A 21,021-nucleotide genomic window follows, 5' to 3' on the forward strand; every position below is an offset into this window, starting at 1 on the left:
TCGCGTGGGGGACAGGCGCTCCGACGGGCCGTTCGATTCGGGTGTCGGCGCACCTGGCTGCCGGGAAGACCGCCCGCATGTCCGCGCGTTCTCGCACAGGAGGCACCGTCCGACGCCCCCCGAACCGGTCACCGGCCTGGGAGTGCCTCGACGGGTATGACGTCCCCGGCGCGCTGACGTCCGGCGGGGCCCGGCGCCCGGTGAAGTGACCCCTCGGGGCCCGACACTTCCGTTTTATGCCGCGAGGTCCAGTCGTTCGTGGCAGCGAACCCTCGCCTGGTGCGGTGTGATGGGTGTTGTCACGTTGTCGGTCGTATGGGTGCCTGACGGTGTGCCGAGGCGTCGCGCGGCCGGGTACCGACCCGCTGCTCAGGCCGTGGTGGGCTGGCCGGCGGCGCCGGTGACGTGCTCCCAGATGGCGAAGCGGACGGTCATCTCGGCTCGGTAATTGAGGGCGGTCATCAGATGACGACGGGGCCGGAAGTGCGGGGAGATGCCGCTGAACGCCGACAGGAACCGCTGGGCCCCACCGGTACTCCGGAAGCCCTTCATCGCGCGTTCATGCTGCCTCGTCGGCTGATGACTGTTCTCCGCCCGGTTGTTCAGACCCTTGTGTGAGCGGTGCTCGACCGAGGGCATGACCTCGCGGTGGGCTGCGCTGTAGGAGCGGAGCTTGTCGGTGACGACCACCCGGGGCATCATGCGGGTCTTCTTCAGGAGCCTGCGGAAGAACCGCCTGGCCGCGGCGGTGTCCCGCCGGTTCTGCACGAGGATGTCCAGGACGTTGCCGTCGGCGTCCACCGCCCGCCACAGGTACTTCCGCTCTCCGTTGATCTTGATGAACACCTCGTCCAGGCGCCACTTGTCCCCGGGCCGAGGCTGCCGACGGCGCAGCGCGCTCGCGTAGGCCTGCCCGAACTTGGCGCACCAGCGGCGGACCGTCTCGTGGGAGACGAGCACGCCGCGCCCGAGCATCAGCTCCTCCCGGTCAGCGGCCCGGGCCGCCGTCTCGGTAAATCGCGTATTCACCGCGACGGCGGGCCGCTCCAGCAAGGGCGACGGCCTCGTTTTCGCAAGTGAGGTGTATGCGTTTACCGCGAATAAGCCCAGACGGTCAGTCACTCTCCGCTACATATCCGTCTGCCGTAGCTATACAAGAACCGGGCCGCGCCGACCGTATGTCGAGGGACGCACATACCGGCAGATAGGTCTACACCTGCGGGTAGGGTCCTTCGGCATGAGCACAACACCGCCCGACATACGCCGGGTCAGCCTCCGCGTCGCCGCCGGAATCGGGGCGGCCTTCACCGCCGCCGCGTTCGGCGCCGGATTCACCCTCGCCGCCGACCAGAGCGGCAGCGCGGACCCGGACAACATCGTCGTCGAGCACTCGGTCGGCCTCCGCCACAGCACCGGGAACCAGTCCATGACCCGGGACCCGTTGCCCGGTGTGTGCACCGGTGATTCCGCGACCATGGGGAATGAGGCCGCCATGCGGGAGGAGGCACTCTCGACCGCCTGCCGGTTCATCCGTGACAGCCGGGCCAAGGACGCCGAAGCCGCCGTCCAGGCGCTACGGGACGCCGCCCGTGTTCTGGAACGGGGCCGCCGGTGAACACCCCCCGCCGGGTCACCCCACGCCGCCTCGGCGCCGCCGCCGCGATCTACGGCGTGTTCGTTGCGGGCTGGTACCTGGGGCAGCCCGTCACCCCCGAATGCCACGTCGACCAGGCTGCCCTCGACCGGATCGCCGAGGAGTACGAAACCGAACCATCCCCCACACTCACACCCACACCCACGCCGACGGCGTCCCCGTCACGGCACGCCTCGAAGTCCCCCCTCCCACTCGACCCGACGCCGGACCCGGCCTACAAAACCCCCTACAACCCGCGTGGGGGCGCCGACGCCAGGCGGTCCCAGACGTTCACGATCACCACCTACGCCGTCGTCTGCACCAACGACACGAGCGAACGCCCCCGCATTCGAGCGTGGTTCGAGGGCCACTGGCGGTAGAGAGGTGGTGTGGCCCGGTGTGTCCGCCGACGCGGGCGCCGGCCTCGTGTCGTGCGACACTCCCCGGATGCCTGCCTGGATCACCCTGCGCCGCCTCGGCGCCGCCACCACTCTGTACGCCGTGTTCCTGGCCGGGTGGTGGCTGGGCCAGCCCGTGCGCTCCGACGGCTGCCTCGAAGACCGGCTCACCGCCGGGGCGGACGGTCGTCCCACACCGGTAGAACCGGCCGACCCCAACCGGTACCTCAAGAACCTCAACCTCGACTTCGGTCTCCTCGACTGGGCCGACGACATGGACGGCCACCGCGACGGCGAATACGGCCCCAGCGACTACGGGCACGACCTGCGGGGCGGGTCCGAAACGTACGTCACGTCCGGCGCTGTCTACACTCCTTGCTCCTACAAGAAGCGCGCCCGCCTGCTCGCGTGGATCAACGGCGACTGGGGCTGACTACAGCTGTGCTTGCCTCACAGGCACGGCCAGACCACGGGCCCCATCGCCCCCGACACACCGTCAGGTACTCCACAACGTGACAGCGCCGGCAAGCGCCCTGGCGACAGCGGGACCGGCGGACTCGTAACTCGATGACCACGGGGCGGCCGCCGACCGCGCTGTCGGCGAGCCGGCGTACGTACCGGCTGTGCACCCGGGCCGACGTCGTTCCGCAGGCAGGGCACACGGCCCGGTCCGCTGACGCGCGGACCTGAACGACCAGGAACCCACCGTCGGATACGACCGACGTCTTCGATCACAGCGCCTTCGACCTGGTGGGACCACAGGTCCTGGAGAAGTACATCAGCCACGGCCGTTCATGATCGCGGTTGTGGTGGCCCTCCGTGGCCTGAGCACGAAAAGTAATCCAGAACCAGCATTCGGCCGTCGTCGAGAAAAGTCCGCGCCGCCGCGGACCAGCGAAATGCGGGGCAGACCCGCTGGCCAACCGGACCTTCACGTGCCGAGGTCGGTTCTTCGCGGACGTGTGGTCGGTGGTGCGTTCGGCTGGCGGTTCGCAGGAAACCACTGGTCGCGCGTATGGCCTTGGCTGACCAGGTGTGACGTTCGGCGAGTTGATCACGCTGCTGAAGTGTGCCGGTTGGTCACCGGCGTTACGCCGCAGCTCAAGCACCCGTCGTGGACTGCAGGCGTAGGCTTCCCGCTTCCGACCTGTCCGGGAGCGGGTCCCACTCGTTGTGACCATGGTCCGGAATGCGGCCTGTCTCGCTCTCACAGGAAGGGGTCCCCCGAAGGCTCACTTCGTCAAGATTTACACCTTTGCCTTTCAGATCGCTCGCCGACCACCTTCGGTTCCACAGAAGAAGCACGTTCCCTTGATATCTACGAAAGTCCGGTCCACCGCGCCCCGGCATGCCCGCACCGTCACCCACAGTCGGGTCCGGGGTATTTATCTCCCCCGTCTCGCGGATGCAGTCGCGTCCTCCATGGCCACCTACGGCATCCCGTTGCTGGTGCTGGGCACGACGAACTCGTCCTCTCTGACCGGAATCTCCTTCGTGCTGGCGTGGGCGCCGCGGCTGTGCGTGTTCGGTCTGGCCGGCATGGCTGTCGACCGCTACGGGCCCGCACGGGTTTTCCGGCTGGCTGCCACAACCCGGGCCCTGCTCAGCGGACTTGCAGCCCCCGCCCTGGCCATGACCGCCGACAGTACGGCCTTGGGGCTGGTGATGCTCCTGTCGGCGTGCACGGGGTGCCTGACCCAGTTCAGCTACATCGCGGCCGAGAGCGTCGGCGCGGTCGCCAGCAGGGACGCGGGCAACGCAGCACACCGCGTCCAGTCGGTCCTCCTGGGCATCGACCAGGCAGCCGCTCTGGTCGGCCCCGCGGCAGGCGGCCTCCTTCTGCAATGGAACGGTTCCAGCGGCATGCTCGCCGTGATCGGCGGCTTGTCTCTGCTGTCGGCCGCCATCGCCCCGCGCCTGCGCCAAGCACCCCCACGGACGCCCGAGGCGAGCGCGCCCGCGGCAGGCGGATGGCGCACGGGCTGGTCCACCCTGCGCGCGTTGCCGGCGCTCGCGTGGCTGGTGGCCGGGCTGGCACTGTCCAACCTGGCCCTCGGTCTGCTGGAGGTGGCGACCCCCGTGCTTGTGGTGAAGCAACTCGGCCGCTCCAGCGCCTCAGTCGGCCTGGTGTGGTCCTGCGCGGCCGCCGCTTCTCTGCTGGCGGTCGCCGCCTGCCGCATCATGATCGACCGGTGGGGACTGACAATGGTGGGCCGCTGCGCCGCTCTCGTGACGAGCGTGCCCTGCTTCCTCATCCCGCACGCCGACTCCTATCCGGCCTACCTCATGCTGATCGCCGTCTTCATGGCCGGCGACAGCGTGCTGGCCGTGGTACTGCGGACCCTCCGGTCCCGGCTCATCCCCGCCGAGGTGTTCGGCAGCACACTGTCCGTAACCGTGCTGCTCCTGCTCCTGCCCTACCCCCTCGCCGGCATCCTCCTGGCCGTCATCGACCCGGCAGCCATACCCACACTGATCACCGTCTGCGCGATCCTGCAAAGCCTCGGCCTGGCCTGCGCCCTCACCTGGGGCACCCGCTCCCAGCCCCGCCGCGGCAAGCACCGCAAATGAGATCCACGCGGAGCGGCAGGCACCCTCCAACGGTGGCTCCAGGAGGTGACATCGGTCAGGAGCGAGCGCGGACGACGGCACCACACGGCCGTGCCGGTACGGTACGCGACCAGCCGGACCCGGCACAGCCCGGCAGGGCGCCGGCTCCGCCGCAGTCATGTTCATGGTCGGAGTGCCCCGGCGCACCGTGGCCCGTTTACGTGGTCAGGCCGTGCGACAGCTCAACACTCAACCCGTAGCGCTCCAGAACTGCTTCACCGAGGCTGACCTCGGGTGACGCCCGCGCTGAGCGATCCGGCACGATCGGGTCTCGTGCTCGTACGGATGATTTACCTGCTCGCCACGCGCGTCCTCGCGTGGCTCGTGCTGCTGTGCCGATCGTCAGCGGCGAAGAACGCGGAGATCCTGATTCTGCGGCACGAGGTCGCGGTGCTGCGCCGCCAGGTGGCCGCCCCGAAGCCCACCTGGCCGGACCGGGCGCTGCTTGCTGCCCTCGCGCGAGTGCTGTCCCGGATGCTTCGCGGCCACCGAATCGTCTCCCCGCGCACCCTGCTGGCCTGGCACCAGCGCCTGATCAGCAAGAAGTGGAACCAGCCGCCCCCGCCGGGGCGCCCGCCCCTGGCCGGCGAACTGCGCGACTTGATCATCCGGCTCGGCGTCGAGAACCCGTGCTGGGGCTTTCGCCGCGTCCACGGCGAACTGCGCCGACTCGGACACAGGATCAGCCCGGCCACCGTGCGCCGTCTCCTGCGCGAAGCCGGGCTCGGACCCGCGCCCCGCCGGCAGCCTGCCCGGCGTGAGTGGGCCGCCTTCCTCAAGGCCCAGGCCGAGGGGCTGCTCGCCACGGACTTCTTTCACGTTGATACGACCAACCTGCGGCGGCTGTACGCCCTGTTCGTGATGGAGGTCCGCACCCGCACCGTGCACATCCTGGGCGTCACCGCCCATCCCACAGCGGCGTGGGCCACGCACCAGGCCCGCCAACTGCTGTGGCATCTCGGCGGCCGGGCAGGCGAGTTCACTCACCTGATCCGTGACCGCGACACGAAGTTCACTGCCGCCTTCGACGCCGTCTTCTCCAGCGAGGGGATCACCGTGGCCAAGATCCATCCCAGGAGCCCCAACTGCAACCCGCACGCGGAGCGCTTCGTCCGCTCCGCCCGCGAGGAATGCACCGACCGCCTCCTGCTCTTCGACCGCGGCCACGCCGAGCAGGTCCTCCACGACTATGCCCGCCACTTCAACCATCACCGGCCTCATCAAGGCCGCCAGCAGCTCGCTCCGCTCGACGACCCGAACGTCCTTCCCCTACCGACGACCCGGATCCGGCGACGACGAGCCGTCGCCGGTCTCATCAACGAGTACCACCCGGCAAGCCGGCCACCCGACGAACCCCAAGCTCACAGCCAGTGAAGTCCTTTTGAAGCGGTACGCTTCGAGCAGGAGGCCCGGCTGCCTCGCATTCGAGCGGATCTCACCCCCCGGGTACCTGCCGTTGTTCGGCACAACCTGTCCGTCCGCAGGTGGTCGATGCGCCCCTCCTCGACGTCGGTGAGTTCTACCGCGTCTTGGCCAGGTCGGAACCGCACTCGCACGGTCTACGCACCCGAAGGTACGGGGAATGTGCCCCACTCAGATATGGTGCCGGTGAATATCGCATCGGTGAAGTTGACCCTGCCGCCATTGCGCGTTGCGCCGCTGAAATCGACCCTGCCACCGGCAAACCTCGCGTGAGTGAAATTGACTGTGCCGCCGTTGAATGTCGCGTCGCCGAAGTTGACCGTGCTGTCGCTGAAATTCGTATGGGTGAAATTGACTGTGCCGCCGTCGTTGAACGTCGCCTCGCGGAAGTTGACCGTGCTGTCGCCGGTGAACGTCGCGTCGCTGAAGACGACCGTGCCGTGGTCGAACACTGCGCGGTGGAAGTAGGCTCTGCTGGCGCCGGTGAACGTCGCCTCACGGAAGCTGACTGTGCTGCCGTCGGTGAACGTCGCGTCGCCGAAGTTGACGATGCTGTCATCGCTGAGGTCCACCCAGCTGAAGTAGACCGTGCCGCTACTGAACGTCGCGCCGCCGAAGTCGGCCATGCCTCGGAAGTGGCTGTGTGAGAAGTCGCCGCCGTCGAAGAGTGCGCCGGTGAAGTTGAAGGCGTAGGTGCACCAGGAGATGGGGGAGTCCGGCTGCTGCAGGTGGTCGCGGATGACGCGGATGACGGTGTGGCGGACTTCCCGCTCACCGGCTTTGTGGTCGGCCTGGTCGGGGTCGGGTTGGTAGGGCATGCGGAGGTAGGCGCACAGGACGTCGATGCAGACCTGGCGTTGTTCTTCCCAGTCGTCGGCGAGGCGGGCGAGGGCGTAGACACCGGCGAGGCGTACGGCGGCTTGTTCGTGGCCGAGTTGTTCGGCGGCGGTGGTGTAGCGGTGGGCTAACTGACTGGCGTCTGCGCGGTGGGCGTCGCCCTCGGACAGCAGTTGCTTGCGGTAGGCGTAGAGGCCGGCGAGGACGGCACCGACCAGGGTCAGTGCGGTGACGGTGGCTTTGAGAACGTCGTTGACGTTGACCGGCTTGACCGGTTTCTGGCTGGTGGCCACCTGCGCGAAGTAGTCGTAGGCATACTGGTAGATCGCCCAGCCGAGCAGGCCGGCGACGAGGAGGGCGACGGGGACGACGAGCGAGAGCGGCCAGAGGGCCGGGGTGTACCGGCCCCGTGGAGGCTCGCGCTTGCGCAGTGAGAGTGCCACGTTTAGAGCATGGAGCCGGGCGGGCGCCCGGGACAGCGACTTGACCAAAGACACTGCGGGCCCCGGCCGGATGGAGTCGGCCGGGGCCCGCAAGTATTGAGGTCCACAGCTGTAGGAATAGGTACAGCACCGCCTCACCTGGGTCTGGACGGCGGAGGAGGCCTCGGTCGATGCGTGGTCGGAGTGCGATCACAGGTCGGTTCGTGAAGCAGCCGACGGTGAGCAGGCATCCGTCGACGACGGTGAATGAGGGCGCGTCGCGCCGCTCGAAGAAGAGCAAGCAGGCGGGCTTCGAGCCCGCCTTTCACATATCCCGGCCCGCTGCGGCGGGCAGAGGAAGGGAGGTCGTCATGACGACCTCGGACACTCAGCACGAAGAGGTCGACGGCAAGAAGGTGACGGTCACGGTGGACGGCGAACCCGTAGAGGCGCCCAGGCACACCACGCCGAACACGGTCCGCGCTGGTGAACGTCACCTCGGCAAATCTTCGCCACAGGTATGCCCTACCCGGACAGCAGCACCATCTGCGCCTGCCGCCACTGACCCGCTGCCCTGGCGGATGATCCGCAGTAAGAAGTCATCTCATTTGGTGAGTCTGCGGTAGCAGATCAGGGTGCAGGCGATGCTGGTGAAGGCCAGGAAGTGGTCGGCCTTGCGCTCGTAGCGGCGGTGCAGACGGCGGCAGCCGGCGAGCCAGGCCATGGTGCGTTCGATGGTCCACCGGTGTCGGCCGAGCCGCTGCGAGGTCTCGACGCCCTTGCGGGCTATGCGGTGCCGGATGCCCCGGCGGGAGAGCCATTGCCGCAGGTGGCGGTAGTCGTAGCCCTTGTCGGCGTGGAGCTTGCCGGGCCTGCGGCGGCGTCGGCCGCGGCGGGAGCGGATCGGGGGTATGCCCTTCACCAGCGGGATCAGGGCCTGGCTGTCGTGGAGGTTGGCGCCGGAGATTCCGACGGAGATGGGCAGACCGGTCCGCTCGGTGATCAGGTGGATCTTCGACCCGTACTTGCCCCGGTCGACAGGATTCGGACCCGTCAGGTCCCCCTTTTCAGGGCCCGCATGTTCACCGAGTCGATCGCACAACGGGACCAGTCCAGCTCGCCCCGGGAGCCGAGTTCGTCGAGGATCAGGCGGTGCAGCTTGGCCCACACCCGGGCCTTGGTCCACTCGGTGAACCGGCGGTGGGCCGTGGCCCCGGAGGGCCCGAACGACGCGGCGGGCAGCTGCTGCCACGTGCACCCGGAGGTCGTCACGAACACGATCGCGGCCAGCACCTCACGGTCGCCGTGCCGGCGCCGGCCGCCGCCCTGGGGCCGCGAAGGCGCCTCCGGCACCACGCGCTGGAACAGTTCCCACAACTCATCCGGCACCAGCCGCTCAACGATCCCTGCCACGGCCGACAGCCTACCGAGCCAAATGAGATGCCCTCTTGGAAGCCGTTGCCATACCGATCATGGAGTCTGTCGATCGAACGGGAGTCTCGATCGGGTGATCGTGGGCACTGCCCGGCATGAGAGCCGGTCCTGGCGGTATACGGGCAAAATCCAAAGGAACGGAGGGCCGCGCGCTGCTACGGTCGGGCGCTATGAGCTGGCTCCCCGATAACTTCGTCCATCCTGTCCTGGTACCGCTGCCGGGCAGTGGTCATCACCTGCGGCCGATCCGGGAGGCGGACACCCCGCTCGACTATCCGGCCGTGATGGGTTCGCGCGAGCGGCTGTGGACCATCTTCGGCCCAGCCTGGGGCTGGCCTGCGGCCACCATGACCTACGAGGCCGACCGGGCCGACCTGTTGCGGCACGAGAAGGAGATCGCCGCACACCAGTCTTTCAACTACGCGCTGTTCGACGCGGCGGAGACAGCTCTGCTCGGCTGCGTCTACATCGACCCACCGGAGAGGGCCGGCGCGGACGGCGAGATCTCCTGGTGGGTGGTGGACGAGCTGGTGGACAGCAAGGTCGAGCAGGCCCTCGATGAGCTGGTGCCGCAGTGGATCGCCGCCGACTGGCCGTTCGAGCAGCCGCGCTTCCTCGGCCGAGAGATCTCCTGGTCGGACTGGCTCACCCTGCCGGAGCACCCCGACGCGTAAGTAGCTTTTGTCGTACCGAGAGGTTCGGTTGCGGGTCGAACTTGGGTGCTCGGCTGGGTGATCGGCTCGTGGCCGGTGAATGAAAGCAGGGCCTCCCGCACAGCTCATGGGTGTTGAAGTCCATTCGAGCGTCAGGAGGCCCTGTGCCTCAGTCTTCCGTGCCGGTGTCCGTGGAGTCCAACCCTGATATCCCGTCGTGTGACTGTCTCGCCCATGTGTACGGGAACGCGGCCGACCACGGTCTGTGAGGGCGTCATTACCCCTCGGACATGACGGACCGGGAGTGGGCCCAGGTCCGTGCCGCGATGCCGGTGCCCGGCTGGCTGGAGGGCCGTGGCGGGCAGCCGGAAAGCTATTGCCACCGGCAGATGATCGACGCGATCCGCTTCCTCGTGGACAACGGAATCAAGTGGCGGGCGATGCCAGTGGACTTTCCCGCCTGGCACCGGGGCTACGTGTTCTTCCGCCGCTGGCGGGACAAGGGCCTGGTCAAAGAGTTCCACGACCGGCTGCGTGGGAAGACCCGTGCCGCGGCCGGCCGGGGCCCGGAGCCGACCGCAGGCATCATCGACTCCCAGTCGGTCAAGGCCGCCGCGTCCGTGCCCGCCTCCTCACGCGGCTTCGACGGTGGGAAGAAGATCAACGGCCGCAAGCGGCACATCGTGGTCGACACGACAGGGCTGCTGTTGACGGTCATGGTCACCGCGGCGAACGTGACCGACCGGGAGGCGGCCCAGGTTCTACTCGCCCGGCTGACCAGGAGGTTCTTCCTGCTCAGGCTGGTCTGGGCCGACGGCGGCTACACCGGTCCTCTGGTCGACTTCGCCGTGAAGGCACTGCGTCTCGCACTCACGGTCGTCAAACGCGATGCGGACCTGTCGGGCTTCGTGGTGCTGCCCCGCAGGTGGGTGGTGGAGCGGACGTTCGGGTGACTGATGCGCTCGCGCCGGCTGGCACGCGACTACGAAAGGCGGACCGACACGTCCGAGGCGATGGTGCTGTGGTCGATGACCATGGTCATGAGCCGCCGCCTTGCGAAACAGCGACGCTGAAGGAGCCCGGGGTGTCCTCGACGAGCCAGCCTCGCGCGGCCGGACGCTTCGCCTTGGACCGCACCCCTTCGATCTTCGCCGGAACGAGCTCGAGGTCCAACAAGCTGGCGAGTTGCCGGCAGATCGCCGACCCTTCGCCGGCCCGCTCACGATCGGCCAGGACGTGCATGATCCGCTGGTAGTCCGGCGGCAGCACCGTCACGTTCAGCCCTTCCCGCCGCGCCGGCACCACGGAGCCGGGCACCGTCCGGGCCACCGCCGGTTCCGGCTCAACCGGCCGGGCATGGGAGACTCGCACGTCCTTGGGTTCGCCGGCCTCGGACAGCACCTCACTCACCGTTTCCTTCGCGATCACCAGGCGATCCCGCGCGGCCTCCGCCTCCTCCAGCTCGGCAACAAGCCGGTCCAGCTCGTTCCGCAGCGACTCCACCCGCTGCCGGGCAGCGACCTCCCTCTCCTCGATCAACCCCATCACCGACGGCATCTGGCACCTCCACCACCTCGGAGACCCTCAAGCCGTGCTGATCATCGATGACACCGGCTTCCTGAAGAAGGGCGTCCGTTCGGCCGGCGTGCAGCGGCAGTACTCCGGCACTGCCGGACGCACCGAGAACTGTCAGATCGGCGTGTTCCTCGCCTACGCCACCGGCCGCCGAGGCACGCTGATCGACCGACGGCTGTATCTGCCCACCTCCTGGACGGACGACCGGGACCGCTGCCGCCGGGCCGGCATCGACGACAGTGTCGCCTTCGAGACGAAGGTGGTGATGGCCAAGGCGATGGTCCGCCGGGCCGTCGCCGAGAAGATCCCGTTCCGGTGGGTGACCGCGGACGCCGGCTACGGCTACAGCAAGGGCTGGCGGTTCGAGCTGGAGCAGGCCGATGTCTTCCACGTCATGGCCACCACCCGGCACGACACCGTCGTCACCCGCTGGTCCATCGACCACCCCGTGCACGAGCTGTTCCCCGGGCTGCCGCGGCAGAAGTGGAAGCGCCGTTCCTGCGGGGACGGCGCCCGCGGTCGGCGGATCTATGACTGGGCCCGGGCCGAGGTGCGGCCCTGGCACCGGCCGGATCGTCGGCACTGGGTGCTGGCCCGCCGCAGTGTCAGCCGGCCCGAGGAGATCTCCTACTACATCGCCTACTGCCCCGTCGGCACGACCCTGGACGAGCTGATCCGCATCGCGGGCAGCCGCTGGGCGATCGAGGAGTGCTTCCAGAGCGCCAAGCAGGAGTGCGGCCTGGACGACTACCAGGTCCGCCGCTATCCGGGCTGGCACCGCCACATGGCGTTGGCCATGGCCGCCCACGCCTGCCTGACCGTCCTGCGCGCCCGCCAGTTGGATGCGGAGAAAGCAGAAACGGATCCTCCCCGCTCATCCGCCTCAGCCTCGCCGAGATCAGACGGCTGATCACCCGCCTCACCGACCGCCGCCCCACCCCGGTCGAGCACATCCTGCACTGGTCGACATGGCGTCGCAGACGACAACACCAGGCCCGCGTCAGTCACTGCAAGCGGCGCGGGCACAGTCCCTGAAACTGGTCAGCAATCAGTACAAACACCGTTGCAGTACTAACCGTTCCTTGAACCGCGAGTGGGTGGAGATCACCAACAACACCCGCCGTGCGGTGAACCTGGACGGCTGGACGCTGCGGGACGAGGACGGCCACCGCTACCGCTTCGACAACGTCCGCCTGGACGGGCCACGGTCCGCGTCCACACCGGCATCGGCCGCGACACCCGTACCGACCTGTTCCAGGACCGCCGCCACTACGTGTGGGACAACCGCTCCGACAGGGCGACCCTGCGCGATGACCGCGGCCGCACGGTCGACACCGAGTCCTGGGGCCGCCACCGCGGCGGCCGCCGCTGACACCAGACGGGCATCGCCGGCAGCCAGGGCCCGGCACCGGCACACCCTCACCCCGCCCCACCACCACAGCGCGCCGCCCCTTCGAAGGGGCGGCCGCCGCCGGTTCTATAAACGGTTCGGCCCTGTTCTCGTACAGCTACGGCCAGGTAGCGTGTAGCGCTGAGTAACAGTCCTGGAGTCAACGGAGTTGGCGTATCCGGCGTCCGCCCAGACCAGGCAGACACTGCGGAAGCCGACACCGAGCCGAGCCGGGCCAGGACCGCACGGCGGCCGGCACGGCCTTCCCGGACTCCGGAACAACTGGTCTCCGGGTCCAGGTGCCCGGTGCGGTCGTCGCCGGACAGGCCGGGCTGCCTCTGCGCGGACCCGGGTGACGAGGTGACGAGGCCGCCGGGGCTCACATGGAGTCGGTCAGGTTCCTCAGGGAACGCGGACGCAGTTCGTGCTGCCGTTGAGCGGCTCGTGCTTGATCGCCTTACGGGTGTTCGGGCCGTACTCCCCGTCCGCTGGCGTACCGGCCGCTTGCTGGGCCTTGATGAGCGCGTTCCGGGTGGCGGGGCCGAACGACTTGTCCACCGTCAGACCTGCTTTGTAGCACTTGTTGAGCGTCGTCTGCAGCTGCCGGACGGCTTCGCCGTACGTGCCCTGCACCAGGTTGCAGTTGACGTTGGTACCCGTCCGATAGACGGGAACCCAGGCTCCGCTGTACGAGGCCACCCAGTCGCACGTGGGGGTCGCGGCCGCGGCGGGACTCGCGGGCGCCAGCGCAATCATGCCTGCCGCGAACGTCGTGGCCGCGGCAACCGCAGCCTTCACCTTGCGCATGAACTCTCCTTCGAAGGGGGCAGGGTTCCGGAGATCCTGCCGTGCGCCCAGAGTGCCGGGAGGAGGAACCTTGGGCCACAACTTTCCCTCTAGTCGTAATAACCATGGTCAGTGCGGCGCACGGCATGCAAAATTCGGCCGGGCCGAGAGGAGACGGGACATTGCATGCTGAGAGTCCACTTCACCACTGAGGACCTGCTCCGTACGAAGGTGGCGCCGGGGCCAGACCCCCTCTGGGAGGTGGCGCTCAGCGCCAACCTGCTCGGCAACCGCGACGGGCAAACGGTTTTCGACCCCTGGCGCGCGCGGACCCGGGCTCAACTCCGCCACCTCGCCCCCGGGCACGCTCAGTTGATCCGCTGCCTCGCCCCGCCTCGCAGCGACTTCCCGGACTTCCTCACCCCGCCGGAAGGGATACACGGCCTGGAGGTAGGAGTCGACGCAGTCCTCGCCACCCCGGCCCAGCGATTACGCGCGGAGCTGGCGGTCCTTCCCGCTCTGCCAGCATGGATACGCCCCCTGGCCGCAGGCGACCTGGCCGCCGTCACCAACCTCGGCCACGCGCTGCTCGGCTACCACCGCGTGGCGATCGCCCCGTACTGGCCCCGGATTCGGGCTCTCGTCGAAGCGGACCGGGCGGTGCGCGCACGCTCCCTGCTCGACGGGGGAGCTGATGGCCTGCTGCACAGCATGCGACCGACCCTCCGCTGGAACCCGCCCGTGCTGGAAGCCGACTACCCGGTCGAGCGTGATGTCCACCTCGACGGCCGGGGCTTGCTCCTGATTCCGTCCGTCTTCTGCTGGCGCACTCCGGTCTCCCTCATCGATCCGATCCTCGACCCGACGCTCGTCTATCCCGTGTCCCGAGAGGCGGAATGGTGGACGGTCGCCCGCACCGGCCAGGGCGCGGACCGCGCCCTGGCCCGCGTGCTCGGCCCGGGTCGTGCGCTGACCCTCCGCATGGTCGAGGAGGGCTGCACGACGGGTGAACTGGCCCGGCGGACCGGCCTCGCCGCGCCCACGGCCAGCCGCAACGCGACGGCCCTCCGGGAAGCCGGACTGATCGAATCCCTGCGGACAGCGAACACGGTGAGCCATGTCCTCACCCCGCTGGGGGCGGCCCTGCTCAACGCCGACTCCTCGTACGGGCCCGGAGACCACCTCTCACCCGCAGGGCCGTCCACGGAGACCGCCGTACCCCGACGTGCCGCCCACCGTGTGCCGCTCAGGTGAGGTGCTGGCCGCGCGGGGTGGGCAGCAGTCTGGCAGCTGTGCAGGGCCTTATGGGGCGAGGGTGTAGGTGACGGTGGTGTCGCCGCAGTCGGCGGCGAGTTGGGTGAGCCGGTCGTGTTCGCTCTGGTCGGTGGTGAGGTTCCAGCGGAGTTTGGTGGCGGTCCACTCGGAGACATACCGGCACAGTGCGCTCGTGGCGGGCGGGAGCCATTGGGCCGGGTCCTGGTCGCTTTTGGACCTGTTGGAGCGTGCGGTGACGGCGACCAGGCTGGAGTCCTGTCCGAGGTCGTTGGCGTAGGCCTCGCGCCGTTCGGCAGTCCAGGCGAAGGCGCCGGAGTCCCAGGCCTCGGCCAGGGGGACCATATGGTCAATGTCCAGGCCCGACGCCGCGGTGACGGTCGTCTCGTCGTAATACGAGAACCAGGTGCCGCCGGTCAGTGCGCAGCGGGCGCCGACGGTGGGGGCGGTGACGGCTTCCGCGAGGAGGACCTCGGCGCGGGTGCTGCAGCCGTCGGCGGGGTCCTCGCCGGCGTTTCAGTGGCGGAAGCTGCTGCGGGTGCAGTCGTCCCGGGACTCGGCCGCGACCGGCAGGGGCCGCGACCGGCAGGGGCCGCTGGCGGCCGGGAGACGAGCCATACGGTCAGTGTGGCCCGGGCCCACCGTTCGGCCCGCCCTCAACGGGCCGAACGGTGGCTGCGGGTGTGCGGGGTACGGCTCAGCAGCCGCCGCAGTTGTAGTACGTGACGTCCCAGTGGTTGCCCTCTTCGGCGTAGATGTTGCCGGAACCGGAACGCCACTGCGGGGCGCCGTCGCCGCGCACTCCGATGTAGGCGAAATTGTTCTTGATGTAGTTCCCGAGACACGTGTACTTGCTGTAGTCGAGCTTGTAGCCGTTCCAGTGCGAGTACGTCCCGGAGGCATGGCCCGTCTCGGTGCCGCCGGTGATGTTCAGTGCGCAGCCGCTGGCCCGCTTGAGGGTCTGGGCGCCCTGGGCGCTGGCGAGGTTGAGCTGTTCGAACGACGTGCATGTCGAGGTGTTGCGGTTCGAGCAGTTGCCGGAGGACGACCAGGTGATGCCCACCTCGCGGAACATCGAGGTCGCGGTGGCGTGACTGATCTTCGTGGCGGCGGACGCCTCGCCCGCCGTGCCGATGACGGCGGCGCCGGGGGCGATGACCAGAGCGAGAGCGATCAGGACCGAGCGGATCCTCGGGAACCTCAGAGCCTTCACGTCCTTCATGTGCGAACCCTTCCTGCTGGGGGCCAGGTTTCCTTGGGGGGTGGCTGTGCAGGTGGTGCCCGCAGATCATGGCGGATATCTACGCGCGTCCGCCAGAGGGCGGACGGTATCCGTCCGCAGGCACACGAGGAAGGGGCGGTGTCATGTCGCGTGATGGCCGGTACGTTGCCGAGTGGATCGCAACGAAGCTCCGCTGGAGTCTGATGGCGGTGAAGCCGAGGTGGCAGCCCTGCGCGAGGTGGCGGCCGGCTGCCCGGACCAGACCGTGACGTACGAGCCAGCCGCATAACTGGCGTTGTCACGGGGGGTGGGGGTGTGACCAGATGGGGGCGTGTCAGGGTGTGGTGGGATCGGGTGGCAGTTTCGAGTCAGGCCGCAGTGGGCATGGCGGCAGCGCCGGTGATCTGGTCCCAAATCGCGAAACGGACGGTCAGCTCAGTGCGGTAGTTCGAGGCAGTCATCAGGTGGCGGTGGGGCCGGAAGTGGGGTGAGATGCCGCTGAACGCGGACAGAAACCGCTGTGCTCCTCCGACGCTGCGGAGGCCCTTCATCGCGCGTTCGCGCCGGCGGGTGGCTGGTGGGAGTTCTCGGCCCGGTTGTTCAGGCCCTTGTGCGAGCGGTGCTCGACCGAAAGCATCACCTCGCGGTGGGCCGCCCCGTAGGAGCGCAGCTTGTCCGTGACGACCACCCGCGGCACCGTACGGGTCTTCTTGAGCAGTGTGCGGAAGAAGCGCCGGGCCGCGGCCGTGTCCCTTCGGCCCCGGACCAGGATGTCGAACACGGTGCCGTCGGCGTCGACGGCCCGCCACAGGTACTTCCGCTCTCCGTTGACCTCGTCCAGGTGCCACGTGTCCCCGGGCCCGGGCCGACGGCGGCGCAGGCCGTCGGCGTAGGCCTGCCCGGACTTCGCGCACCAGCGCCGGATCGTCTCGTGGGAGACGAGCACACCGCGCCCGGGCATCAGCTCCTCGACCTCCCGGAAGCCGAGCGGGAAGCGAAAGTACAGCCGCACGCCGTAGGCGATTACCTCGACCGGGTACCGGTGCCCCTTGCACGACGGCGGCGCGGACGACACGAGCGAACCCCTCCCCGGCACGATCAACCACGAGGTCATCCCAGGCCGGTCAGCCAACGTGACAACGCCGCGCCGACGCCCGCGTCGCCCCGGTGCCGATCACGGACAGTGAGCCGGGCGAGCTGTTCGTCATCAGCACCGCCGGCAACCTGGTGCCCGCGCATACCTCCGGCGCGGACGGGGTGGCGGCCAGCATCGAGTACGCCGTCACCGTCCTCAGAGTCACGGACATCGTGGTGTGCGGGCACTCCGCCTGCAGTGCGATGACCGTCCTGGCCGAGAGCCACGACCTGCCCGGCACCCCAGCGATCGCCGACTGGCTGCGCCACGCGGACCCTCCGAGGCCCGTACCACCCCGCAGCCCCGGGCGGCGGCGAGAAGGCGGCCGCCCTGGTACCGGAGAACGTCACCACCCAGCTCGCCAACCTGGCCACACGTCCCTCGGTTGGTCTATGCGCTGGCGCACAACACGACTACCCTGCACGGCCGGGTCTACGATGTCCCCACCGGCACCGTCGAAGAAGCTGGCGCCCTTGGCACCGCTGTGGCGGCCTGACCGCACGACCTGTGATCCCCGAGCATCGGTCCCGGATCACCCACCACCCCGCAAGCTCGCCGCCTCGCCCTCCTGCGGACCAGCACCTCGGATAAGGAAAACCTCTCATGGTGCATGCTCAGTTCGACCCCACCGCCCGTCAGCAGCTGGCCATCGCCGCGGTTGAGGCCAAGACCCGCCGGGATGTGTCCTGGCAGCGGATCGCGGACGCCGCAGGCCTGTCGGTCACCTTCGTCACCGCCGCCATTCTGGGCCAGCACGCCCTGCCCGCCCACGTCGCGAAGGCCGTCGCCGAGCTCCTGGGCCTGGACGACGACGCGGTGATGCTGCTCCAGACCATCCCCACCCGCGGCTCGATCGGGGACAGTGTTCCGACCGACCCGACGATCTACCGCTTCTACGAGATACTCCAGGTCTACGGCACCACCCTCAAGGCCCTGGTGCACGAGCAGTTCGGTGACGGCATCATCTCCGCGATCAATTTCAAGCTGGATGTGAAGAAGGTCGCCGACCCCGAGGGCGGCGAGCGGGCGGTCATCACCCTGGACGGCAAGTACCTGCCCTACAAGCCCTTCTGACCCTCCCCGGGGCGGGCCGGAACCCACAGGCTCCCGCCCCCGTCTTCCCGCGAGATGCTCAGATGCCGCGCAATCGCCCGGATCGGCATCTGCTCAGCCCGGTGCAGCCGCTGGATCTCTGCCCAGTGCTCCACGAGAATCGCCTTCCCTCCTGACCTTGACCACCCAGGGCGGAGTCAGACGAAGATCATCAAGTGGGTCACTTTTGATCCGACGTCAGAGGGTCAGCATTCGGGTTCTGGATCACTTTCCGTCCTGGGGCCACGGAGGGTCGCCACAATCACGATCATGAGCGGTCGTGGCGGCACTGTCACGTTGTTGAGTGTGTGAGTGCCTGATGGTGTGACGGGTGTGGTGGGCCGGGTTCCGGCTCCGGGCTCAGGCCGCAGCGGGCAGGCCGGCGACGCCGGTGACCTGGCCCCAAAGGGCGAAGCACATGGTCATCTCGGTTGCTTCACTCCGGACGTCGCACCATGTGCTCCGCGAAGGGCTTGTCAGGCTGCCCCTGCGGCGGCGACCACCTCGTCCGCCAGCGGCTTGTCGAGGGCCGCGTGGACCAGGCCGTCCGCCAGCCGAGGCATTTCGCGGCCGGGGACGAGACTGCTCAGCCTTTCGGGTGAGGCCGGCAGCCCGAGCCGTCGGGCGCCGTCCAGGGCTTTGTGGTCGATGTACGGCGCGAACTCCGACCACACGCCCTGTACATTACGCAGGAAGATGTCGACCCCTGTGGGCCCGATCCCGGGTATGTCCAACAGGGCCTTCTTCGGGTCGGGTGCCTCACGCAGTCGGCGCAGATCGCCGCCGTAGCGTTCCAGCAGCAGTTCAGCTCCCTTGCCGAGCATTGTGGAGGTCCGCTCGTCGTAGCGCCGGTAGCCGCCCTCACCGAGTGCGTCGACGCGCTGCTGCCAGGACGCGTCCGCCATCGCCCGTGGGGTGCGCATTCCGGCGTCGAACAGCGCCTTGGCCGCTGCCACTGCGGTGTCGGACCTGATGGGAGCGCTGAGGAGGATCGCGAGCACGAGCGTCTGGTACAGCGGCGCGGGGGTGTTGCGCAGTCGGATGCCCGCCTGCGCCGCATAAGTGCGCCGTTGTCGGTCGAGCAGTGCACGCGCCACTGCTTCGTCCGTCGCGCCGGTCGTCTTTTTACCGGACTTTCCAGTGGTCTTCGTCGTCATCGCCTGGTCACCAATTCAACGCTTTGCCGGTTCTTCCCATGGGAGTCATAACCCACCTTGTTCGAGTACCCCTCACGTTCCATCGATACAGCCGTGTGTCCCCCGGGGTCTCGGGAACACGTGAGCAGGGCTGGGAAGCGGTAAGAGCCGGGAGTGCCGTCGACCGGTTCGTTGGACGCGTCGCTGTAGAGGCCGGTGCCACTGAGGGTCGCGGCAGGCTGAGCTTGACTCTGTCGGGGATCTTGGAATTATCAGGCGGAAGGGCATGGTGCGTGGCGAGGTGGTGGTGATCGGTCGTGCCGGGCACCTGCGCAGCGGTGGCGGGGTGCGGAGCGGCGAGGGGGTCTGTTGCCGTCGGTCGGGATCCGGGATGCTCCTATGGCATGAGTAGACCCGTGAGACGCACCACGCGTATGCGCCACTGGATCTGGCCCGTCGTCGCCGTCGTGGTCGCGACGACGTTCAGCTGGAGCTCGCCCGCGGGGGCGGGCGGTGACCGGACCGGGCTGCCGGAGGCCATCGACACGATCCTCGGCGACGCCCGCATGGACGGCGGCGCCGCGAGCATCGTCGTCGCCGACGCGAAGACCGGCGCGGTCCTTTATCAGCGTCTGCCGAGCGGGCGGCTCATGCCCGCCTCCAACACCAAGTTGCTCACCTCGGCCGCGGCTATGGCGCTGCTCGGCCCCGACCACCGCTTTACCACCGACGTCCTGTCGACCGGTGCCCGGCACGGCTCCGTGCTCGCCGGCGACCTGTATCTGCGCGGCACCGGCGATCCGACCCTGCTCGCCGAGGACTACGACCGGCTCGCCGCCGCGCTCGCCGACTCGGGGGTGCGGCGCGTCACCGGGCGCCTGGTCGCCGACGACACCCGCTTCGATGACCAACGGCTCGGCCGCTCTTGGGCCTCCGACGACGAATCCTCGTACTACTCGGCGCAGACCTCCGCGCTGAGCGTCGCCCCCGACACCGACTACGACACCGGCACGGTCATCGTGCATGCGGCGCCGGGGGACAAGCCCGGCGACCGGCCGCGCACCACCGTCACCCCGGCCAATCACTACGTCCACCTCGACGTGCGCGCGACCACCGTCGACCGGGGCGGCCCGAGCGACCTCACCGTCGAGCGGCAGCACGGCGCCAACACCGTCACCGTCAGCGGCACCCTGCCTGTTGGCGGCGCCACCGCCAAGGAGTGGATCAGCGTCTGGGAGCCCACCGGCTACGCCGCGGACGTCTTCCGCGACGCGCTGGCCGCGCATGGCGTGCGCGTCACCGGGGCGACCCGGCTCGGCGAGGCGACTCCGAAGGGCGCGCACAGGCTCGCTACGCACGAGTCCATGCCCCTCAAGGAGCTGCTGATCCCGTTCCTGAAGCTGTCCAACAACATGCACGCCGAGGCGCTGACCAAGGCGATCGGATACGAGACCTCCGGGCGTGGCACCTGGGGTGCCGGCCTCGCCGGCATCAGCGGCTACCTGAGGCGCGTCGGCGTCGACCCGGGCAAGCTGCGCCAGGTCGACGGTTCCGGGCTGTCCCGGATGGACAGCGTTCCCGCGGACCAGCTCGCCAAGTTGCTCCTGTCGGTGCGCACCGAGCCCTGGTACGCCGACTGGTACCGGGCCCTCCCGGTGGCCTGTGACCCGAACCGCTTCGTCGGCGGTACGTTGCGCTCGCGTCTGTGCGGCACGCCGGCCGCGCTCAACGCGCGTGGCAAGACGGGGTCGTTGACGGGCGCGTCGGCCCTGTCGGGATACGTCACGGACGGGGGCGGACGCGAACTCGTCTACAGCGTCGTCCTCAACAACTATCTCGTCGGCTCGGTCAAGAGCATCGAGGACGCCATCGTGGTCGCTCTCGCCTCGTCCGACGAGAACCGGGCGGTGACGGTGCGGCCGAAGGCCGTCCGGAACACGGAGAGCAACGGGGACCTGGAATGCTCGTGGCGCAAGCCGGCGCAGTGCTGAGGCACCCCTGTGC

General features: G+C 68.8%; 19 protein-coding genes and 4 pseudogenes. 13 read left to right on the plus strand and 10 right to left on the minus strand.

The genetic code is table 11. The features are described 5' to 3' along the window. Window positions 1–369: 369 nt before the first annotated feature. Window positions 370–1,029 (minus strand): IS6 family transposase, encoded by a 660-nt coding sequence (locus tag ACIF80_RS32455; RefSeq protein WP_399811231.1) that lies wholly within the window; start codon window positions 1,027–1,029, stop codon window positions 370–372. A 208-nt stretch (window positions 1,030–1,237) separates the two neighbouring features. Between ACIF80_RS32455 and ACIF80_RS32460 the strand changes: the two genes are divergently transcribed. From ACIF80_RS32460 to ACIF80_RS32470, 3 genes are all read left to right on the plus strand, one after another. Further along, entirely contained in the window at window positions 1,238–1,615 is a 378-nt protein-coding gene (locus tag ACIF80_RS32460; protein WP_399811233.1) for a hypothetical protein, read from the plus strand. Then, the gene (locus ACIF80_RS32465; RefSeq protein ID WP_399811235.1) at window positions 1,612–2,013 is read left to right on the plus strand and encodes a hypothetical protein; all 402 of its coding nucleotides are present in this window, start codon (window positions 1,612–1,614) and stop codon (window positions 2,011–2,013) included. Before ACIF80_RS32460 ends, ACIF80_RS32465 begins: the two co-directional genes overlap by 4 nt. A gap of 67 nt (window positions 2,014–2,080) precedes the next feature. Beyond that, window positions 2,081–2,464 (plus strand): hypothetical protein, encoded by a 384-nt coding sequence (locus tag ACIF80_RS32470; protein ID WP_399811237.1) that lies wholly within the window; start codon window positions 2,081–2,083, stop codon window positions 2,462–2,464. Here the strand turns inward: ACIF80_RS32470 and ACIF80_RS32475 are convergent. Then, window positions 2,445–2,693: a transposase family protein gene (locus ACIF80_RS32475; protein WP_399811239.1), complete on the minus strand. Its 249-nt coding sequence runs from the start codon at window positions 2,691–2,693 to the stop codon at window positions 2,445–2,447. The two genes, ACIF80_RS32470 and ACIF80_RS32475, sit on opposite strands and share 20 nt — an antisense overlap. A 652-nt stretch (window positions 2,694–3,345) precedes the next feature. Between ACIF80_RS32475 and ACIF80_RS32480 the strand changes: the two genes are divergently transcribed. Together ACIF80_RS32480 and ACIF80_RS32485 are read left to right on the plus strand one after the other, a co-directional pair. Continuing rightward, window positions 3,346–4,602: an MFS transporter gene (locus ACIF80_RS32480; RefSeq protein ID WP_399811475.1), complete on the plus strand. Its 1,257-nt coding sequence runs from the start codon at window positions 3,346–3,348 to the stop codon at window positions 4,600–4,602. Window positions 4,603–4,914: 312 nt separating this feature from the next. After that, window positions 4,915–6,015, plus strand: a complete 1,101-nt coding sequence (locus ACIF80_RS32485; protein WP_399811241.1) for a transposase — start codon at window positions 4,915–4,917, stop codon at window positions 6,013–6,015. Between the two features lie 185 nt (window positions 6,016–6,200). Here the strand turns inward: ACIF80_RS32485 and ACIF80_RS32490 are convergent, their stop codons facing one another. Both ACIF80_RS32490 and ACIF80_RS32495 read right to left on the minus strand, forming a co-directional pair. Then, a complete protein-coding gene (locus ACIF80_RS32490) occupies window positions 6,201–7,343 on the minus strand; it encodes a pentapeptide repeat-containing protein (protein WP_399811243.1) in 1,143 nt (380 codons plus the stop codon). A 583-nt stretch (window positions 7,344–7,926) separates the two neighbouring features. Further along, a protein-coding gene (locus ACIF80_RS32495; protein WP_399811478.1) for an IS5 family transposase occupies window positions 7,927–8,726 on the minus strand; the annotation gives its coding sequence in 2 pieces (ribosomal slippage) (window positions 7,927–8,378 and window positions 8,378–8,726; 801 coding nt in all). Between the two features lie 200 nt (window positions 8,727–8,926). On the opposite strand from ACIF80_RS32495, the gene ACIF80_RS32500 reads away from it, so the two are divergent. Together ACIF80_RS32500 and ACIF80_RS32505 are read left to right on the plus strand one after the other, a co-directional pair. Further along, window positions 8,927–9,430: a GNAT family N-acetyltransferase gene (locus ACIF80_RS32500; RefSeq protein WP_399811245.1), complete on the plus strand. Its 504-nt coding sequence runs from the start codon at window positions 8,927–8,929 to the stop codon at window positions 9,428–9,430. A 269-nt stretch (window positions 9,431–9,699) separates the two neighbouring features. Continuing rightward, window positions 9,700–10,362, plus strand: coding sequence for an IS5 family transposase (locus ACIF80_RS32505; protein ID WP_399811248.1), 663 nt, complete (start codon window positions 9,700–9,702; stop codon window positions 10,360–10,362). 85 nt (window positions 10,363–10,447) lie between these two features. Here ACIF80_RS32505 and ACIF80_RS32510 read toward each other — a convergent pair whose 3' ends face one another. Then, a complete protein-coding gene (locus ACIF80_RS32510; RefSeq protein ID WP_399811250.1) occupies window positions 10,448–10,966 on the minus strand; it encodes a hypothetical protein in 519 nt (172 codons plus the stop codon). Between the two features lie 7 nt (window positions 10,967–10,973). Between ACIF80_RS32510 and ACIF80_RS32515 the strand changes: the two are divergent. Both ACIF80_RS32515 and ACIF80_RS32520 read left to right on the plus strand, forming a co-directional pair. Further along, a pseudogene (locus tag ACIF80_RS32515) lies at window positions 10,974–11,894 on the plus strand (IS701 family transposase); the annotation flags it as partial. Window positions 11,895–12,054: 160 nt separating this feature from the next. Then, window positions 12,055–12,356: pseudogene (locus tag ACIF80_RS32520) on the plus strand (lamin tail domain-containing protein); the annotation flags it as partial. A 420-nt stretch (window positions 12,357–12,776) separates the two neighbouring features. Here the strand turns inward: ACIF80_RS32520 and ACIF80_RS32525 are convergent. Then, window positions 12,777–13,181: a peptidoglycan-binding protein gene (locus ACIF80_RS32525; protein WP_399811253.1), complete on the minus strand. Its 405-nt coding sequence runs from the start codon at window positions 13,179–13,181 to the stop codon at window positions 12,777–12,779. Window positions 13,182–13,346: 165 nt separating this feature from the next. On the opposite strand from ACIF80_RS32525, the gene ACIF80_RS32530 reads away from it, so the two are divergent. After that, window positions 13,347–14,414 (plus strand): winged helix-turn-helix domain-containing protein, encoded by a 1,068-nt coding sequence (locus ACIF80_RS32530; RefSeq protein WP_399811256.1) that lies wholly within the window; start codon window positions 13,347–13,349, stop codon window positions 14,412–14,414. A gap of 48 nt (window positions 14,415–14,462) precedes the next feature. Here the strand turns inward: ACIF80_RS32530 and ACIF80_RS32535 are convergent. The 3 genes and pseudogenes from ACIF80_RS32535 to ACIF80_RS32545 all read right to left on the minus strand — a co-directional run bounded on the left by ACIF80_RS32535 (window position 14,463) and on the right by ACIF80_RS32545 (window position 16,768). Continuing rightward, window positions 14,463–15,092, minus strand: a pseudogene (locus ACIF80_RS32535) (HNH endonuclease family protein). 37 nt (window positions 15,093–15,129) lie between these two features. After that, window positions 15,130–15,654 (minus strand): hypothetical protein, encoded by a 525-nt coding sequence (locus ACIF80_RS32540; RefSeq protein ID WP_364745406.1) that lies wholly within the window; start codon window positions 15,652–15,654, stop codon window positions 15,130–15,132. Between the two features lie 368 nt (window positions 15,655–16,022). Next, window positions 16,023–16,768, minus strand: a pseudogene (locus ACIF80_RS32545) (IS6 family transposase). 53 nt (window positions 16,769–16,821) lie between these two features. Between ACIF80_RS32545 and ACIF80_RS32550 the strand changes: the two are divergent. Further along, a complete protein-coding gene (locus ACIF80_RS32550; protein ID WP_399811260.1) occupies window positions 16,822–17,451 on the plus strand; it encodes a carbonic anhydrase in 630 nt (209 codons plus the stop codon). Continuing rightward, window positions 17,393–17,863, plus strand: coding sequence for a cyanase (gene cynS, locus ACIF80_RS32555; RefSeq protein ID WP_399811263.1), 471 nt, complete (start codon window positions 17,393–17,395; stop codon window positions 17,861–17,863). Before ACIF80_RS32550 ends, cynS begins: the two co-directional genes overlap by 59 nt. A gap of 494 nt (window positions 17,864–18,357) precedes the next feature. On the opposite strand, the gene ACIF80_RS32560 is transcribed toward cynS, so the two are convergent. Then, window positions 18,358–19,038 carry an endonuclease gene (locus ACIF80_RS32560; RefSeq protein ID WP_399811265.1) on the minus strand — a complete coding sequence of 227 codons (681 nt, stop codon included), beginning with the start codon at window positions 19,036–19,038 and terminating at the stop codon, window positions 18,358–18,360. 383 nt (window positions 19,039–19,421) lie between these two features. Between ACIF80_RS32560 and dacB the strand changes: the two genes are divergently transcribed. Further along, window positions 19,422–21,008, plus strand: coding sequence for a D-alanyl-D-alanine carboxypeptidase/D-alanyl-D-alanine-endopeptidase (gene dacB / locus ACIF80_RS32565; protein WP_399811268.1), 1,587 nt, complete (start codon window positions 19,422–19,424; stop codon window positions 21,006–21,008). Window positions 21,009–21,021 lie beyond the last annotated feature (13 nt).

The organism is Streptomyces sp. NPDC085927 (genome assembly GCF_044540975.1).
GTDB classification, from domain to species: domain Bacteria; phylum Actinomycetota; class Actinomycetes; order Streptomycetales; family Streptomycetaceae; genus Streptomyces; species Streptomyces hirsutus.

What these genes read in the sequence shown, in the direction of transcription:
- ACIF80_RS32460 (WP_399811233.1), top strand. Translation starts at nt 1,238, where the DNA reads ATGAGCACAACACCGCCCGACATACGCCGGGTCAGCCTCCGCGTCGCC.
- ACIF80_RS32470 (WP_399811237.1), top strand. Translation starts at nt 2,081, where the DNA reads ATGCCTGCCTGGATCACCCTGCGCCGCCTCGGCGCCGCCACCACTCTG.
- ACIF80_RS32500 (WP_399811245.1), top strand. Translation starts at nt 8,927, where the DNA reads ATGAGCTGGCTCCCCGATAACTTCGTCCATCCTGTCCTGGTACCGCTG.
- ACIF80_RS32505 (WP_399811248.1), top strand. Translation starts at nt 9,700, where the DNA reads ATGACGGACCGGGAGTGGGCCCAGGTCCGTGCCGCGATGCCGGTGCCC.
- ACIF80_RS32510 (WP_399811250.1), bottom strand. Translation starts at nt 10,966, where the DNA reads ATGCCGTCGGTGATGGGGTTGATCGAGGAGAGGGAGGTCGCTGCCCGG.
- ACIF80_RS32525 (WP_399811253.1), bottom strand. Translation starts at nt 13,181, where the DNA reads ATGCGCAAGGTGAAGGCTGCGGTTGCCGCGGCCACGACGTTCGCGGCA.
- ACIF80_RS32530 (WP_399811256.1), top strand. Translation starts at nt 13,347, where the DNA reads ATGCTGAGAGTCCACTTCACCACTGAGGACCTGCTCCGTACGAAGGTG.
- ACIF80_RS32540 (WP_364745406.1), bottom strand. Translation starts at nt 15,654, where the DNA reads ATGAAGGACGTGAAGGCTCTGAGGTTCCCGAGGATCCGCTCGGTCCTG.
- cynS (WP_399811263.1), top strand. Translation starts at nt 17,393, where the DNA reads ATGGTGCATGCTCAGTTCGACCCCACCGCCCGTCAGCAGCTGGCCATC.
- ACIF80_RS32560 (WP_399811265.1), bottom strand. Translation starts at nt 19,038, where the DNA reads ATGACGACGAAGACCACTGGAAAGTCCGGTAAAAAGACGACCGGCGCG.
- dacB (WP_399811268.1), top strand. Translation starts at nt 19,422, where the DNA reads ATGAGTAGACCCGTGAGACGCACCACGCGTATGCGCCACTGGATCTGG.